Source organism: Angustibacter speluncae, from assembly GCF_054777815.1.
Window position 1 is genome coordinate 35,135 of the sequence record NZ_BAAHAF010000056.1, and the last position, 14,622, is coordinate 49,756.

Here is a 14,622-nt window from a genome sequence, read left to right on the forward strand (position 1 = left end):
CCGTCTCGCCCCGGTCAGGCACCGAGGAGGGCGTCGAAGAAGCGACCCACGGCGCCGAACGCGGACACGATGCCGTCGACCGCGCTGCCGACGATGCCGGCGGCCTGGTCGGGGCTCTTGAAGATCGCGTAGACCGCGAAGGCGATCAGGAACCAGATCAGCACCTTCTTGGCGCGGGACACCTCGTGCTCCTCACGTCGCGGGCGCGCGGTCGGGGAAGGGCACGCCTCTGCGCGCCCAGCATGCCGCAGGTCGGCCCGTGCGGGCGCAGGCGCGCCGGGGGTCGGACGACGCCGTGGGCCAGACGACGCCGTGGGTCAGACGACGCCGTACAGGCGGTCGCCCGCGTCGCCCAGCCCCGGGACGATGTAGCCGTGCTCGTTGAGCCGCTCGTCGAGCGAGGCGGTGACGACGGTGACCTTGGGGTGGTCGGCGAAGCGCTGCTCGACCGTGCGGACGCCCTCGGGGGCCGCCAGCAGGCAGATCGCCGTGACGTCCTCGGCGCCCCGCTCGAACAGGAAGTCGAACGCCGCGACCAGGGTGCCGCCCGTGGCGAGCATCGGGTCGAGCACGTAGACCTGGCGGCCGGACAGGTCGTCCGGGAGCCGGTTCGCGTACGTGCTCGCCTGCAGCGTCTCCTCGTCGCGGATCATCCCGAGGAAGCCGACCTCGGCCGTGGGCAGCAGCCGCACCATGCCGTCGAGCATGCCGAGGCCGGCGCGCAGGATCGGCACCACCAGCGGCTTCGGCGAGCTGAGCTTCACCCCGGTGGTCGGACCGACGGGGGTGCGGATGTCGACCGCCTCGGTGCGCACCTCGCGGGTGGCCTCGTAGGCCAGCAGGGTCACCAGCTCGTCGGCCAGCCGCCGGAACGTGGGCGAGTCGGTGTGCTCGTCGCGCAGGGCGGTGAGCTTGTGGGAGACCAGCGGGTGGTCGGCGACGTGCAGGCGCATGGGGGCGAACCTACCGGGGACGGGGGTGGTCCGGGCCGGGCGGCTTTGCCAGGATGGCGCCGTGTCGTTCTTCACCGCGGTGATGGCCTCCGACGGGTCCTCCTGGCGCGCCCGCGACGTCGACGTCGAGGACTGCGCCGACCTCGACGACCTGGCCGACCTGATGCGCGGCGTCGCCCTCGGCGACGACCCCGTCCTGTGCGTGATCGAGCGCGAGGACGGCTGGTTCGCGCTCGTCCGCGTCGACGGCGAGGACGACCCCCGCCTGTTCGTCTCCGACTACGCCGCCGCGATGGCCGGGCACTACGAGCCGGTGCTGTCGGCGGCGGGCGACGTCGACGCCGAGGTGCCGGCCGGCACGCACGCGTACGAGCGGCCCGCGGCCGACGGGGACGCCGACGACGACGAGCCCACCGACGAGGAGGCCGAGCACGACGCCCAGGCCGAGGCCGACATGGCCGAGGCGCTCGGCGGCAGCTCGTTCGTCCAGCCCGACCCCGACCCCGAGCCGGTCGACCTGTGGGCGGGCGACCCGGGACTGCTGTCCGACCTCGGCGTCAGCGCGACCCGCCTGGTCGAGCTCGTCGACGACAACCAGGACGACCCGGCCGCCGTGCTCGCCGCCGTCGGCGAGGTCTGCGGCTTCGACGACCTGGTCGAGGCGCTGCGCTGAGCCTGCCCGTGGCGCCCCACCCCGCGCGTCCCGACGAGGAGCGCTGGATGGGGCTGGCCCTCGACCAGGCCCGGGCCGCGCTCGCGACCTCGGACGTCCCCGTGGGAGCCGTGGTCGTGGACGCGTCCGGCGAGGTGGTCGGGACGGGCCGCAACGCGCGGGAGGCGACCGGCGACCCCACCGCCCACGCCGAGGTGCTCGCGCTGCGCGCCGCCGCGGCCGCCCGGGGCGGCTGGCGCCTCGACGGCTGCACCCTCGTCGTCACGCTCGAGCCCTGCACGATGTGCGCCGGCGCCGCGGTGCTGGCGCGCGTCGACCGGCTCGTGCTCGGCGCCTGGGACCCCAAGGCCGGCGCCGTGTCGTCGCTGTGGGACCTCGTCCGCGACCGCCGGCTCAACCACCGCCTCGACGTCCTCGGCGGCGTCCGCGAGACCGAGTGCGCCGCCCTCCTCGAGGACTTCTTCCGCTCTCGCCGCTGACCGGGGAAGGTCCGGAACCGTGGCGGTGCCGGATCTTCCCCGGTGCGTCGTCCACAGCCCTTCTGGTCGTCCACAGATCGTCGGTCGGCGGTGTCGCGACCGGACGCACGTCGGCAGGCTCGCGGGCGTGGACGAGCTGCTGCGGGACGAGCGGCGTCGGGTCGGCGTCGTCACCAGGTCGGACGTGCTGGATGCGGGCCGCTCGCCGCGGTGGTTCGCCGCCCGGGTGCGCAGCGGCCACTGGCAGCGCGTCCACCCCGGCGTCTATGTGCGGCACGGCGGCCCGCTGCCGTGGCGTGTGCGCGCCGCCGCGGCCGTCGCCTACGCCGGACCCGGCGCAGCCCTCGGTCTGCGGTCGGCGGGGTTCGTCTGCGGTGTGGTGCGGCGCCCGCCGCGCACGATCGAGGTGCTCGTGCCCTGGGAGCGTCGGGTGGTCACCCAGCCCGGCCTGGTGGTCCTCCGACGCCGGTACCTCGACGGCGACGTGGTCCGCGACCCGCTGCCGCGCACCCGCACCGACCGCACGGTGGCAGAGCTCACCGGGGTTGCCCGCACAGCCGACGAGCTGATCGGCGTGCTGACCGACGGGCTGCGGGCCGGCGCCGATCTGCTGTGCGTGGAGCAGTCGCTCGCGGCCATGAGCCGGCACCCGTGGCGTGCCGTGCTGGCCGAGCTCCTCGCGGAGGTCGACGAGGGCGTCGAGTCCGCGCTGGAGCACCGGTACCACCGCGTCGAGCAGCGCCACGGGCTGCCGGCCGCGCGCCTGCAGGTGCGGACGAAGGTCGGTGGCCGCTGGATCCGCTCCGACCGCCGGTACGAGGAGCACGCCCTGCGGGTCGAGCTCGACGGTCGCCTGGCGCACCCGGAGGGGGCGACCGACGACGACACCTGGCGCGACAACGACGTCGCGATCGACTGCGGTGAGCTGACCCTGCGCTACCGGTGGCGCCACGTCGTCGCCGCGCCGTGCGCCACCGCCGGCCAGGTCGCGCGGGCGCTCCGGGCGCGGGGCTGGACGGGGGCGCTGCTCCGGTGCGGACCGAACTGTCGCGTCGTGAGCTGACCGGAGAAGTTCCGGCTACCGCAGCGGATCCGCATCTTCCCCGGCCGCGTCCGGAGGAGGTCGTTTGGACGCCACCGACGGCGTCGGTATCCTCGTCGGCGGTGGCGTGTCCGAGCGGCCAAAGGAGCACGCCTCGAAAGCGTGTGTGGGGGCAACTCCACCGTGGGTTCAAATCCCACCGCCACCGCCAGACGCGACGAGGGGCCCGGCAGACGCCGGGCCCCTCGCAGCATCCGGTCGATCGCACGGGGGGAGCATGACCGACGTCCTGGTCGTCCCGGCGTCGACGTCGGCCACCGTCCGGGCCCTGGGCGAGGAGGCCGTCGGCCGGGGGCTGCGGGTCGTGCCGGTACGCCGGGGCGACGACCTGCGTGCGGCCCTCTCGCCAGCACATCGGACGCACTTCTTCGGCGGTCCCCTCCTCGCCGAGCACGTCCGTCGAGCCGTGCCCCTGGCGCTGCTCGAACCTGCGGACGGCTGGCAAGGAGCTCGAGCCCGGGGTCTACCGCGGATTCGAGCTGCCGACCCTGCCGGACGGCGAGCCGTTGCTGGTGAGCGAGCTCGTGACGATGACGTCCGAGTGGCGCTGCTGGATCCTGGACGGCGAGGTGCGAGCGGCGTCGACCTACCGTCGCCGCGGCCAGCCGCACGCCGAGCCCCTCGACGTGGTGCTGCGCTCCGCGGGTCCCCCCGAGCTGGTGGCCGAGGGCTACACGAGGTTCTGCACCTGAGTCGCCGCCGCGCCCGGGTGAGGCGCGTGGTGGCGGGTAGGGCGCGCCCATGGCCACCGCGCAGACCGACCGGCACGTCAGCACCGCCGCACCGTCCCGGGCGCCCGGGCTGCTGCTGGGCATCGGGTTGGGCGGGTTCGTCGACGGCATCGTGATCCACCAGCTGCTGCAGTGGCACCACATGGTCAGCCACGTCGAGGGCTCGCCGATGACGACGCTCGAGGGGCTCGAGCTGAACACGCTCGCGGACGGGCTGTTCCACCTGCTCGCGTGGGCGTGCGTGCTGGCCGGGTCGCTGCTGACGGTCGCGCAGTGGCGGCGGGGACGGCTGGCGCCGAGCTGGTCGTTCCACGTCGGGCTGCTCGTCGCCGGGTGGGGGCTGTTCAACCTGGTGGAGGGCGTGATCGACCACCACGTGCTGCAGCTGCACCACGTCCGCGACGACCTGGGCGGTCCGCTCGCGTGGGACCTGGGGTTCCTCGCGGTGTCGGTGCTGCTCCTGGCGGCCGGGTGGGCGCTGCAGGCGCGCGGTCGTCGCGCCCTGGTGCAGCGCTAGGCCGGGCTCAGTCGTCGTCCTTGTCGGCCCGGCGGCGCAGCAGGCCCATGCCGGGGAGCGCCTCGATGCGCTCGGCGAGGTCCTGCACGGTCTCGAGGATCGCGTGGACGTCGGGGCCGACGGCGTCGAGCTGCTGCAGCAGCGGGAGCACGTCGTCCTGCACGTGGCGCAGCAGCGTCGGCACGGTGTCGATGATCGACACGATGGCGTCGACCTCGGCCGGCGAGATGCTGTCGACGATCTTCTCGGCGATCGGGACGCCCTGTCGCGCAACGGGTTCGACGCTCGACAGCAGCGAGTCCGCACGGTCGACCAGACCGGTGGCGCCGCCCATCGTCCGGTCGGCCTTGGTGGTCACCACGTTGACGCGCTCGACGGTGGCGTCCGACTCGGTCACGACCTCGTCGATGCGGCTGATCACGAGCTGGGCGTGGTCGGCGAGCGCGTCGGCGCGGTCGAGCAGGGCGGACGCCCGCGCCAGCAGGGCGGTGGCCGCGGGGACCAGCGCGAGCGCGCCGGACGCGCTCTCGGCCACCTGGTCGACGGTGCCGGTCACGACCTGCTTGACGCCGGCGGCGGCGCCGAGCAGCTCGGCGGGGGTGGGGAGCAGTCCCACGGTGGTCCTCCTGGACGGGGTGGTCGAGCGGCTCAGCCGGTGGGCGGAGGCGTGGTGGCGGCCGGGTCGGTCGCCGGCGGGGTGGTGGGTGGGGGCGTGGTCGGCGGCGGCGTGCAGCCGGCCGGGGACGAGGTCGGCGCCACCGGTGCGAGGGCGGCCGCGACCTCCTCGGGCGTCGCCAGCGCCGCGAAGCCCTCGCCGAGGGCGAGCTCGACCTGGTTGCCCGGACGCCCGTCGTCGACGAGCACGGCGCCCGGGATGTTGATCGCGACGGTCTGCGCCTGCAGGACGCCCTCGGGGCCGTGCCGCACCTGCGCCGGCTCGGCCACGGCCACGCCGCTGTCGTCGTTGCCGATGCCGGCGACCGCGTAGCCGCGCTGGCCCAGCTGCGCGGCGACGTCGGCCGCCAGCCCCCGGCGCTGGGTGGCGTTCAGCACCTGCACCTGCGTGGCCCCCGGGGCGGCCAGCGTCGACGACGGCGTGGGGCACGTGTTCGAGCCCTCGCCGGCCTGCCCGTCGCCGCCCTGGCCGAAGGGCCACGCCCACCACCCCTGGACGACGCCCGCGCCACCCAGGCCGAGCAGCCCGACGATCAGCACCAGCACGGTGAACGACCACGCCTGCCGCCGCCGGAGGTGCTTGCGCCGCCGTTCGGCGGCGACCCGCGCCTGGTAGCGGTCCTCGTCCTCGTCGGTCCACTCCGGCTCGTCGTCGTAGCCGTCGCCGTCGTCCCACGCGCCGTCGTCGTCGCGGTACGGGTCGTCGCGGGACATCCCGTCGTCCTGGGACCTGTCGCGGTCGCTCCCCCCGGGGCCGGCCACGGCTCAGTCGTCCAGCACCAGGACGCGGGCGTGCAGGACGGGCCGCTGCTGCAGGGCGGCGCGCACGGCGCGGTGCAGGCCGTCCTCGAGGTACAGCCGGCCCTGCCACTCGACCACGTGCGCGAACAGGTCGCCGTAGAACGTGGAGTCCTCCGCGAGCAGCGCGTCGAGGTCGAGCGTGCGCTTGGTGGTGACCAGGTCGGTGAGCCGCACCTGGCGCGGCGGCACCTCCGCCCACTGCTTGGGCGTGATGAGGCCGTGGTCGGGGTACGGACGCCCCTCACCCACCGCCTTGAAGATCACGGGTCCGATCCTAGGCACGGGAGGGCTCCCCGGGCGCGGTTCGCGCCAGTAGCCTGCCGCCGTGACCGAGCCCAGCGGTGCCACGTCCGACCTCGTCCGCACCGTCACCGAGGGGTACGCGACCGACGGCGCCGCCCTCGAGCTCGGCGCGCTCGTGGTCGACGACCGGGGCGTGCCCGAGGCGCAGGTGCGCATCCCGTTGTCGGTGCTGAACCGGCACGGCCTCGTCGCCGGCGCGACCGGCACGGGCAAGACCAAGACGCTGCAGCTGATGGCCGAGCAGCTCTCGGCGCACGGCGTGCCCGTCTTCGTCGCCGACGTGAAGGGCGACCTGTCCGGGCTGGCCGCGCCGGGCGAGGCGAGCGACCGGGTCACCTCCCGCGCCGCCGACGTGGGGCAGACCTGGACGGCCACCGCGTGCCCGGTCGAGTTGTTCTCGTTGGGCGGCAAGGGGTCGGGCGTCCCGGTGCGCGCCACGATCACCTCGTTCGGACCGACGCTGCTCGCGAAGGTGCTCGGGCTCGGCGAGGTGCAGACCTCGTCCCTGGCGCTGGTGTTCCACTTCGCCGACAAGGCGGGGCTGCCCCTGCTCGACCTCAAGGACCTGCGGGCGGTCGTGCAGTACCTCACCTCGGACGAGGGCAAGGGCGACCTCGAGGGGCTCGGCGGCCTCAGCAAGGCGACCGCCGGCGTCATCCTGCGCGAGCTGATCGCGTTCGCCGACGGCGGCGCGGACGAGTTCTTCGGCGAGCCCGAGCTCGACACCGCCGACCTGCTGCGCACCGCCTCCGACGGCCGCGGCATCGTCAGCTGCCTCGAGCTGCCGTCGGTGCAGGACCAGCCGGTGCTGTTCTCGACCTTCCTGATGTGGCTGCTCGCCGACCTGTTCGAGACGCTCCCCGAGGTCGGCGACGTCGACCAGCCCAAGCTGGTGTTCTTCTTCGACGAGGCGCACCTGCTGTTCGACGACGCCAGCGACGCCTTCCTCGACCAGGTCGCGCAGACCGTCCGGCTGATCCGGTCGAAGGGTGTCGGCGTCTTCTTCGTCACCCAGTCGCCCACCGACGTGCCCCGAGAGGTGCTGGCGCAGCTGGGTTCTCGCGTCCAGCACGCGCTGCGCGCGTTCACGCCCGAGGACGCCAAGGCGCTGAAGCGGACGGCCACGACCTACCCGACGTCGTCCTACGACCTCGAGGAGGTGCTGACCTCGCTCGGCACCGGCGAGGCGGTCGTCACGGTCCTGTCCGAGAAGGGTGCGCCCACCCCCGTCGCGTGGACCCGGCTGCGCGCCCCGCAGTCGCTGATGGCCCCCGCGCCGGCCGAGACGCTCGCGGCGATCGTGCAGGCGTCGCCGCTGTCGGCGGAGTACGGGCAGGCGGTCGACCGCGACAGCGCGTACGAGCGGCTCACGGCGAAGCTGGCGCCCCCGCCCGCCCCGGCCCCGCAGGCACCCGCCCCGGGGGAGCCCGCGCCGCCGCCGGAGCGGCGCCGCGAGGAGCCGCCACCGGCCGAGCCCGGCGCGGTCGAGCGGGTGCTCGGGTCGCAGGCCTTCCGCTCGTTCGCGCGCTCGGCCGGCACCGTCCTCGGCCGCGAGATCATGCGGTCGGTCTTCGGGGTCAGGAAGCGCTGATGCCGCGCTCGACGGTGCTCCGCGTGCTGCGGGTGGTCGTCGCGCTGCTCGGCCTGTCGTCCGTGGTCCTCGAGGTGGTCACCCTCGTCGGGCGCGGGACGTTCGTGCCGTCGAACTTCTTCTCGTTCTTCACCATCCAGAGCAACCTGCTCGCCGCGGTGACGCTGCTGCTCGTCGCGACCCGTCCGCCCGCGCCGTGGCTGTCGTGGCTGCGCGGCCTCGCGACGCTGTGCATGGTCGTCACCGGCCTGGTGTTCGCCGTGCTGCTGTCGGGCCTGCCGCAGGACGTGCTCACCGCGGTGCCGTGGGACAACACCGTGCTCCACTACCTCGTCCCCGTCTGGTTCGCGCTCGACTGGGCGGTCGACCCGCCCGCGCCGGCCGTCCCGCTGCGCCGCGCGCTGCTGTGGCTGCTGTACCCGCTCGCGTACGTCACCTACAGCCTCGTCCGCGGCCCGCTGGTCGGCTGGTACCCGTACCCGTTCCTCGACCCGGCGGACGGCGGGTACGGCGCGGTGGCGGTCACCTCGGTCGGCATCGCCGTGCTGGGTGTCCTGCTCGTCCTGCTGCTGACCTGGTGGGACGCCCGTCGAGCGGGCGGGGGGACGACGAAGGCCCCCGACCGGACCGGTCGGGGGCCTCGCGCTGGCGGAGGATAGGGGATTTGAACCCCTGAGAGGTTTCCCTCAACACGCTTTCCAAGCGTGCGCCCTAGGCCACTAGGCGAATCCTCCGCCGACGAGGGTACCGGAGCGGGACGGGTGCTCCGCACCTCGTTCGACTGGCTACACTTGCCCCCGACCCCTCGTGCGGCGTCACCCCGCTGAACTCCCCCAGGGCCGGAAGGCAGCAAGGGTAGGTGGGCTCTGTCGGGTGCACGGGGGGTCCTCGCGTCCCCGCCGCGCGGGTGCCAGGCTGGCCCCATGACCGCGGCCACCACCGTCGTGCTGTTCGGCGCCACCGGCGACCTGTCCAAGCGCAAGCTGCTCCCGGGCCTGCTGCACCTGCACCAGTCCGGCCTCCTCGACGACCTGCGCGTCGTCGCCACCTCGCTCGACGACCTCACCCACGACGAGTTCCTCGAGGTCGCCGAGCAGGCCATCCGCGAGCACAGCAGCCACGACTACGACGAGAACGACTGGCGCGAGCTCGCCAAGCGCACCCAGTGGGTGCCGGGGTCGGCCGGGCCCCGGGCGATCCGCGAGGCCGTCGACCGGGCCGAGGCCGAGCTGGGTGAGGGCGCCCGGCGCCTGCACTACCTGAGCGTGCCCCCCAAGGCCGCCCTGAGCGTGGTGCAGCAGCTGGCCGAGGCCGGCCTGGTCGAGCGCAGCCGCATCATCATGGAGAAGCCGTTCGGCACCGACCTGGCGAGCGCTCGGAACCTGAACGCGAAGCTGCACGCCGTCTTCGACGAGGACCAGATCTTCCGCATCGACCACTTCCTCGGCAAGGAGGCGGCCCAGAACATCCTCGCCTTCCGCTTCGCGAACGGGCTCTTCGAGCCGATCTGGCACCGCAACCACATCGACCACGTGCAGATCGACGTGCCCGAGACGCTCGGCCTCGAGCAGCGTGCCGACTTCTACGAGGCCACCGGCGCCTACCGCGACATGGTCGTCACGCACCTGTTCCAGGTGCTCGCGTTCACCGCGATGGAACCGCCGACAGCGCTGGAGCCGCGGGCGATCAGCGAGGAGAAGAACAAGGTCTTCCGCTCGATGCTGCCGATCCAGCCCACCGACGTCGTGCGCGGGCAGTTCGACGGCTACAAGGACATCCCGGGGGTCGCCCGCGAGTCCGAGACCGAGACCTTCATCGCGCTGAAGTGCTACGTCGACAACTGGCGCTGGGCCGGCGTCCCGTTCTTCCTGCGGACGGGCAAGCAGCTGGCCGAGGGCGCCCGCGTCATCTCGATCGCGTTCAAGGAGCCGCCGCTGTCGATGTTCCCGCCGGGCTCCGGCGTCGGCGACCACGGCCCCGACCACCTGACCTTCGACCTCGCCGACAAGTCGCGGATGTCGTTGTCGTTCTACGGCAAGCGTCCGGGCCCGGGCATGCGGCTCGACAAGCTGAGCATGCAGTTCTCGGTGCAGGAGACCGACTGGGCCGGCTCGGTGCTCGAGGCGTACGAGCGCCTCATCTACGACGCCGCCCGCGGCGACCGGACGCTGTTCACCTCGGCCGAGGGCATCGAGCGGCTCTGGGAGATCTCGCAGCCGCTGCTCGACCAGCCGCCCGTCCCACGCCCGTACAAGCCGGGCAGCTGGGGGCCGAACCAGATCCACCAGCTCGTCGCGCCGTGGGCCTGGCGGCTGCCGTTCGAGCGCCCCTGGCGGGAGAAGAAGCTCTAGAGCGCCAGCGTCATGAACGTGCTGTGCGGGTCCTCCCGGTAGGACCCGAACGGCCCGCACACCTCGAACCCGTGCCGCGCGTAGAGCCGTCGCGCGGGAGCGAAGAAGTCCTGGCTGCCCGTCTCCAGGCTCACCCGCGCGTACCCGCGCTCGCGGGCGGTCTCGAGCAGGTGCTCCAGCAGCGCGGCCGCCACCCCCCGTCCCCGGGACGCGGGTGCGGTGCGCATCGACTTCACCTCGCCCTCACCACCGCCCAGGTCGGCCAGCGCCGCGCAGCCGAGCAGGAGCCCGTCGTCCCGCGCCGTCCAGAAGCTCATGCGGGACGCCGTCAGGGCCTGCGGGTCGAGGGCGTGCACGCTCTCGGGCGGCGACGTCGCGCGCATGTCGGCGAGGTGGCCCTCGAGCAGGGCCAGGACGTCGGGACGCAGCGGGTCGTCGGGCGCGATGAGCACCGGCGCATGGTGCCCGACCGCTGTTACGTGGACGTGTCGTCGCCGCGCAGGAACGCGACCGCCCGTGCCACCTGCTCCTCGGGCGACAGGTCGAGGCCGACGACGACGCCGTCCTCGTCCGGGGCCAGCGGCTCGAGCGTCTCGAGCTGGGTGTCGAGCAGCCGGGCCGGGAAGAAGTGCCCGGCCCGGGTCGACAGCCGCTCCTCGAGGATCGCGCGGTCGCCGTGCAGGTGCACGAAGCGCACGTGCGGCGCGCCGGACCGCAGCAGGTCGCGGTACGACCGCTTCAGCGCCGAGCAGGACAGGACGGACGACCGTCCCCCGGCCTCCTGCTCGCCGACCCAGGACGCCAGCCGCTCCAGCCACGGCCGGCGGTCCTCGTCGGTGAGCGGCGTCCCCGACGCCATCTTGTCGACGTTCGCGCGCGGGTGGTACGCGTCGCCCTCGGCGAACCGCCACCCAGTGACCTCGGCGATCCCCTCGCCGACCGTGGTCTTGCCGCAGCCCGAGACGCCCATGACGACCACGTGGGACGTCGCGCCGTCGGCGCTCACAGCAGCAGGCTCCCGATCAGCGCCAGCACGAAGCCGACGGTGCCGAGCAGGGTCTCCATCACGGTCCAGGTCTTCAGGGTCGTCTTCTCGTCCATCTCCAGGAACCGGCCGACGAGCCAGAACCCCGAGTCGTTCACGTGGGACAGGACGGTCGAGCCGCACGCGATCGCGATGACGATGAAGCACAGGTCGAAGGCGCTGAGCCCGCTGGTCGCCTCGACGGTCGGCGCGATGAGCCCGGCGGTGGTGGTGAGCGCGACGGTCGCGGAGCCCTGTGCGACGCGCAGCGCCGTCGCCACCACGAACGCGGCGACGATGACGGGCAGGCCGGTCGACTCGAGGCTGCCCGCGAGCGCCTCGCCGATGCCGCTGGTGCGCAGCACGCCGCCGAACATGCCGCCGGCGCCGGTGATGAGGATGATCGCGCAGACCGGGCCGAGGGCGCCGTTGACGATCTCCTCGATGCCGGCCTTGTCGTGCCGGCCGCGGCCGAGCACGACCATCGCGACCAGCACCGTGATGAGCAGCGCGACCGGGGTCTGCCCGACCATCTTCAGGACGTTCACCCACGTCGCGTCGCCGTCGACGGCGCCGGCGGTGGCCAGCGTGGAGACGCCGGTGTTGAGGAAGATGAGCACGAGCGGCAGCAGCAGCACGAGCAGCACCGTGCCGAACCGCGGCGGTGCGACCGTGCGCTTGCGCAGGTCGGTGCCGCCGGTGGTGGTGCCCGGCGACGTCCCCTCGACGTCGCGGTCCTGGCCGTCGGCGACGTCGTCGGTGGCGGCGTCGCGACCGCCCAGCCCGGCCGGGACGGGCAGCTCGAGCCGCCGCCCGGTGAAGGTGCCGAACAGGTACGCGCCGACGTACCAGGTGGGCAGGGCCAGCACGAGGCCGACGATCACGAGGAGCCCGATGTCGGCGCCGAGCAGGTCGCCGGCCGCGACCGGGCCGGGGTGCGGCGGGACGAAGGCGTGCATGACGGCGAACGCGCCCGCGGCAGGCAGGGCGTAGGTGAGCACCGACCCGCCGAACCGGCGCGCGACGCTGAAGATGATCGGCAGCATCACGACCAGGCCGGCGTCGAAGAAGATCGGGAAGCCGAACAGCAGCGACGCGACGCCGAGCGCGAACGGTGCCCGCTTCTCGCCGAACCTGTTGATGAGCGTGTCGGCCAGCACCTGGGCGCCGCCGGTGATTTCGAGCAGCCGACCGATCATCGCGCCGAAGCCCACCAGCAGCGCGACGGTCGCCAGCGTGGTGCCGAAGCCGCCGAGCAGGGTCGGCACGATGTCGGCGAACGGGATCCGCGTCGCGAGCGCCGTCAGCAGGCTGACGAGCACGAGCGCGACGAACGCGTGCAGCTTGAACCGCAGGATCAGGGTGAGCAGCACCAGGACGGCGGCCAGCGCGATGAGCAGCAGCGGCACCGTCCCGTAGGCCGGTTCGATGGCTTCCACGGGTCCTCCCGGGGTCGGTGTCCGCCCACGGCGGCGGCGTCGCCCCACCCTGGCACCGCGGGCACCCGCAGGCACCCCCACGCGCCGGACGACGGCCTGCCGCTGCGTCGGACCCGGCGGTTAGGGTCGGGGCCGTGACGCAGGCCCTGTACCGCCGCTACCGCCCCGAGTCGTTCGCGGACGTGATCGGGCAGGAGCACGTCACCGCGCCGCTGCTCGCCGCGCTCGGGGCCGGCAAGGTCAACCACGCGTACCTGTTCTCCGGCCCGCGCGGCTGCGGCAAGACCACCTCGGCCCGCATCCTCGCCCGCTGCCTGAACTGCGCCGAGGGCCCGACGCCCACGCCGTGCGGCACCTGCGCGTCCTGCGTCGAGCTCGCCCGCGGGGGCTCCGGCAGCCTCGACGTCGTCGAGATCGACGCCGCGAGCCACGGCGGCGTCGACGACGCCCGCGAGCTGCGCGAGCGGGCCACCATCGGCCCCGCCCGCGACCGGTTCAAGGTCTACATCATCGACGAGGCGCACATGGTGACGCCGGCAGGCTTCAACGCCCTGCTGAAGCTGGTCGAGGAGCCGCCCGACTACGTGAAGTTCGTCTTCGCCACCACCGAGCCCGACAAGGTGCTGCAGACCATCCGGTCCCGCACCCACCACTACTCGTTCCGGCTGGTGCCGCCCGACACGCTCTCCTCCTACCTCGAGCAGCTGTGCGCCGACGAGGGGGTCACCGTCGCCAAGGGCGTGCTCCCGCTGGTCGTGCGCGCGGGCGCCGGGTCGGTGCGCGACTCGCTGTCGGTGCTCGACCAGCTCATCGCCGGGTCGGGCCCCGAGGGCGTCGACTACCCGCTGGCGGTCTCGCTGCTCGGCTACACCGACGCAGCCCTGCTCGACGAGGTGGTCTCCGCGCTCGGCCAGGCCGACGGCGCCGCGCTGTTCGGGGTCGTCGACCGGGTGGTGCAGTCCGGGCACGACCCCCGCCAGTTCGTCACCGACCTGCTGGAGCGGCTGCGCGACCTGATCGTGCTGCAGGCGATGGGCGAGGCGGCGCACGGCGTGCTGCGCGCCGTGCCGCAGGACCAGCTCGACCGGATGCGGACGCAGAGCACCTACCTCGGGGCCGGCGAGCTGTCCCGGGCCGCCGACGTGGTGAACGCCGCGCTCACCGAGATGGTCGGCGCCTCCAGCCCCCGCATGCACCTCGAGCTGCTGTGCGCCCGGCTGCTGCTGCCGTCGGCCGACGCGGGCGAGGGCGGCCTCGGTGCCCGCCTCGACCGGATCGAGCGTCGGCTGGGGGCGGGTGCGCCCGGCCCGGTGGCGACGCCCGCGCGGCCGACCGCCGGGACCGCACCCGCGCGGCCGGTGGCCGCGACCCCGGTGGCTGCCCCGTCGTCCGCACCGGCTGCGGCGCGGACGGAGCAGCCGGCTCCCGAGCGGTCGGCTCCCGAGCGGCCGGCCGCCGAGCGACCTGCTCCCGAACGACCCGCCGAGCAGGCACCCGCTGCCGAGCAGGCACCCGCGGCCGAGCAGGTGCCTGCGGCCGAGCGGCGTCCGACGCCGGAGCCCGACCCGGGCGCTGCGGCCGAGGCCCAGCCGGGCGCGCTCGACACCGACGCGATGCGGCGGATGTGGCCCGACCTGCTGCGCCAGGTGCAGGGCATGAAGCGCTCGACCTGGATGATCATCAGCGCCAACGCCCAGGTGCACGAGCTGTCCGGTGGCGTGCTGCGGCTGGCCTTCTCGAACCAGGGCACCGCCCGCGGCTTCGGCAACGGCCAGCACGCCGAGGTGGTCTCGGCCGCCGTCGAGCAGCTGCTCGGCGTCAAGGTGCGGGTCGAGGCGGTCGAGGGCGCGGCCTCCGCACCGCCTGCCCGGGCCGCGACCCCACCCGCGTCCGCACCTCCCGCTGCCGCGCGTCCCCCGGCCGAGCGCCCGCAGCCCGAGCGCCCGCAGGCGGCGCCCGAGCGCCGACCGGCCGAGCGCCCGC

At 74.2% G+C, this 14,622-nt stretch carries 17 protein-coding genes, 2 tRNA genes and 1 other RNA gene; 11 read left to right on the top strand and 9 right to left on the bottom strand.

Going from position 1 to position 14,622, the window contains the following annotated elements; all coding sequences use genetic code 11:
- Positions 1-14: 14 nt before the first annotated feature.
- Positions 15-182, bottom strand: coding sequence for a hypothetical protein (locus ACYVKY_RS06735; RefSeq protein WP_460434206.1), 168 nt, complete (start codon positions 180-182; stop codon positions 15-17).
- A 135-nt stretch (positions 183-317) separates the two neighbouring features.
- Entirely contained in the window at positions 318-953 is a 636-nt protein-coding gene (gene upp / locus ACYVKY_RS06740; RefSeq protein ID WP_460434207.1) for a uracil phosphoribosyltransferase, read from the bottom strand.
- Between the two features lie 61 nt (positions 954-1,014).
- Here upp and ACYVKY_RS06745 point away from each other — a divergent pair, with 61 nt between their 5' ends.
- From ACYVKY_RS06745 to ACYVKY_RS06770, 6 genes are all read left to right on the top strand, one after another.
- On the top strand, positions 1,015-1,626 hold the full coding sequence (locus tag ACYVKY_RS06745) for a tRNA adenosine deaminase-associated protein (protein ID WP_460434208.1): 612 nt from the start codon (positions 1,015-1,017) through the stop codon (positions 1,624-1,626).
- 8 nt (positions 1,627-1,634) lie between these two features.
- On the top strand, positions 1,635-2,105 hold the full coding sequence (gene tadA / locus ACYVKY_RS06750; protein WP_460434209.1) for a tRNA adenosine(34) deaminase TadA: 471 nt from the start codon (positions 1,635-1,637) through the stop codon (positions 2,103-2,105).
- A gap of 127 nt (positions 2,106-2,232) precedes the next feature.
- Positions 2,233-3,168: a type IV toxin-antitoxin system AbiEi family antitoxin domain-containing protein gene (locus tag ACYVKY_RS06755; RefSeq protein WP_460434210.1), complete on the top strand. Its 936-nt coding sequence runs from the start codon at positions 2,233-2,235 to the stop codon at positions 3,166-3,168.
- Between the two features lie 100 nt (positions 3,169-3,268).
- Positions 3,269-3,358, top strand: a tRNA-Ser gene (locus ACYVKY_RS06760).
- A gap of 181 nt (positions 3,359-3,539) precedes the next feature.
- Positions 3,540-3,899, top strand: a complete 360-nt coding sequence (locus ACYVKY_RS06765; RefSeq protein ID WP_460434211.1) for an ATP-grasp domain-containing protein — start codon at positions 3,540-3,542, stop codon at positions 3,897-3,899.
- A gap of 49 nt (positions 3,900-3,948) precedes the next feature.
- Positions 3,949-4,455, top strand: a complete 507-nt coding sequence (locus ACYVKY_RS06770) for a DUF2243 domain-containing protein (protein ID WP_460434212.1) — start codon at positions 3,949-3,951, stop codon at positions 4,453-4,455.
- A gap of 7 nt (positions 4,456-4,462) precedes the next feature.
- Here the strand turns inward: ACYVKY_RS06770 and ACYVKY_RS06775 are convergent, their stop codons facing one another.
- From ACYVKY_RS06775 to ACYVKY_RS06785, 3 genes are read right to left on the bottom strand one after another with little or no spacing between them, the layout of a single operon-like run.
- The gene (locus ACYVKY_RS06775; protein ID WP_460434213.1) at positions 4,463-5,071 is read right to left on the bottom strand and encodes a hypothetical protein; all 609 of its coding nucleotides are present in this window, start codon (positions 5,069-5,071) and stop codon (positions 4,463-4,465) included.
- A gap of 32 nt (positions 5,072-5,103) precedes the next feature.
- The gene (locus tag ACYVKY_RS06780) at positions 5,104-5,844 is read right to left on the bottom strand and encodes a LytR C-terminal domain-containing protein (RefSeq protein WP_460434214.1); all 741 of its coding nucleotides are present in this window, start codon (positions 5,842-5,844) and stop codon (positions 5,104-5,106) included.
- Positions 5,845-5,895: 51 nt separating this feature from the next.
- A complete protein-coding gene (locus tag ACYVKY_RS06785; RefSeq protein WP_460434215.1) occupies positions 5,896-6,195 on the bottom strand; it encodes a type II toxin-antitoxin system VapB family antitoxin in 300 nt (99 codons plus the stop codon).
- Positions 6,196-6,256: 61 nt separating this feature from the next.
- Between ACYVKY_RS06785 and ACYVKY_RS06790 the strand changes: the two genes are divergently transcribed.
- Together ACYVKY_RS06790 and ACYVKY_RS06795 are read left to right on the top strand one after the other, a co-directional pair.
- Positions 6,257-7,825, top strand: coding sequence for a P-loop NTPase family protein (locus ACYVKY_RS06790; RefSeq protein ID WP_460434216.1), 1,569 nt, complete (start codon positions 6,257-6,259; stop codon positions 7,823-7,825).
- Complete coding sequence (locus ACYVKY_RS06795) at positions 7,825-8,484, top strand: Pr6Pr family membrane protein (RefSeq protein ID WP_460434217.1); 660 nt, start codon at positions 7,825-7,827, stop codon at positions 8,482-8,484. Before ACYVKY_RS06790 ends, ACYVKY_RS06795 begins: the two co-directional genes overlap by 1 nt.
- On the opposite strand, the gene ACYVKY_RS06800 is transcribed toward ACYVKY_RS06795, so the two are convergent.
- Positions 8,472-8,559, bottom strand: a tRNA-Ser gene (locus tag ACYVKY_RS06800). The genes ACYVKY_RS06795 and ACYVKY_RS06800 overlap by 13 nt on opposite strands.
- Before the next feature lie 62 nt (positions 8,560-8,621).
- On the opposite strand from ACYVKY_RS06800, the gene ffs reads away from it, so the two are divergent.
- Positions 8,622-8,718, top strand: an RNA gene (gene ffs / locus ACYVKY_RS06805) — signal recognition particle sRNA small type.
- A gap of 30 nt (positions 8,719-8,748) precedes the next feature.
- The gene (gene zwf, locus ACYVKY_RS06810; protein ID WP_460434218.1) at positions 8,749-10,176 is read left to right on the top strand and encodes a glucose-6-phosphate dehydrogenase; all 1,428 of its coding nucleotides are present in this window, start codon (positions 8,749-8,751) and stop codon (positions 10,174-10,176) included.
- Here zwf and ACYVKY_RS06815 read toward each other — a convergent pair.
- The 3 genes from ACYVKY_RS06815 to ACYVKY_RS06825 are packed head-to-tail and all read right to left on the bottom strand — an operon-like array spanning position 10,173 to position 12,639.
- Positions 10,173-10,628 carry a GNAT family N-acetyltransferase gene (locus tag ACYVKY_RS06815; protein WP_460434219.1) on the bottom strand — a complete coding sequence of 152 codons (456 nt, stop codon included), beginning with the start codon at positions 10,626-10,628 and terminating at the stop codon, positions 10,173-10,175. The two genes, zwf and ACYVKY_RS06815, sit on opposite strands and share 4 nt — an antisense overlap.
- A 23-nt stretch (positions 10,629-10,651) precedes the next feature.
- On the bottom strand, positions 10,652-11,182 hold the full coding sequence (locus tag ACYVKY_RS06820; RefSeq protein ID WP_460434220.1) for a gluconokinase: 531 nt from the start codon (positions 11,180-11,182) through the stop codon (positions 10,652-10,654).
- Entirely contained in the window at positions 11,179-12,639 is a 1,461-nt protein-coding gene (locus ACYVKY_RS06825) for a GntP family permease (protein WP_460434221.1), read from the bottom strand. Before ACYVKY_RS06825 ends, ACYVKY_RS06820 begins: the two co-directional genes overlap by 4 nt.
- 134 nt (positions 12,640-12,773) lie before the next feature.
- On the opposite strand from ACYVKY_RS06825, the gene ACYVKY_RS06830 reads away from it, so the two are divergent.
- On the top strand, positions 12,774-14,622 hold a 1,849-nt coding region (locus ACYVKY_RS06830), incomplete at its 3' end, for a DNA polymerase III subunit gamma and tau (RefSeq protein WP_460434222.1).

Excerpts from the sequence above, each read along its gene's own strand:
- zwf (WP_460434218.1), top strand. The coding sequence starts at position 8,749 with ATGACCGCGGCCACCACCGTCGTGCTGTTCGGCGCCACCGGCGACCTG.
- ACYVKY_RS06795 (WP_460434217.1), top strand. The coding sequence starts at position 7,825 with ATGCCGCGCTCGACGGTGCTCCGCGTGCTGCGGGTGGTCGTCGCGCTG.
- ACYVKY_RS06770 (WP_460434212.1), top strand. The coding sequence starts at position 3,949 with ATGGCCACCGCGCAGACCGACCGGCACGTCAGCACCGCCGCACCGTCC.
- upp (WP_460434207.1), bottom strand. The coding sequence starts at position 953 with ATGCGCCTGCACGTCGCCGACCACCCGCTGGTCTCCCACAAGCTCACC.
- ACYVKY_RS06780 (WP_460434214.1), bottom strand. The coding sequence starts at position 5,844 with ATGTCCCGCGACGACCCGTACCGCGACGACGACGGCGCGTGGGACGAC.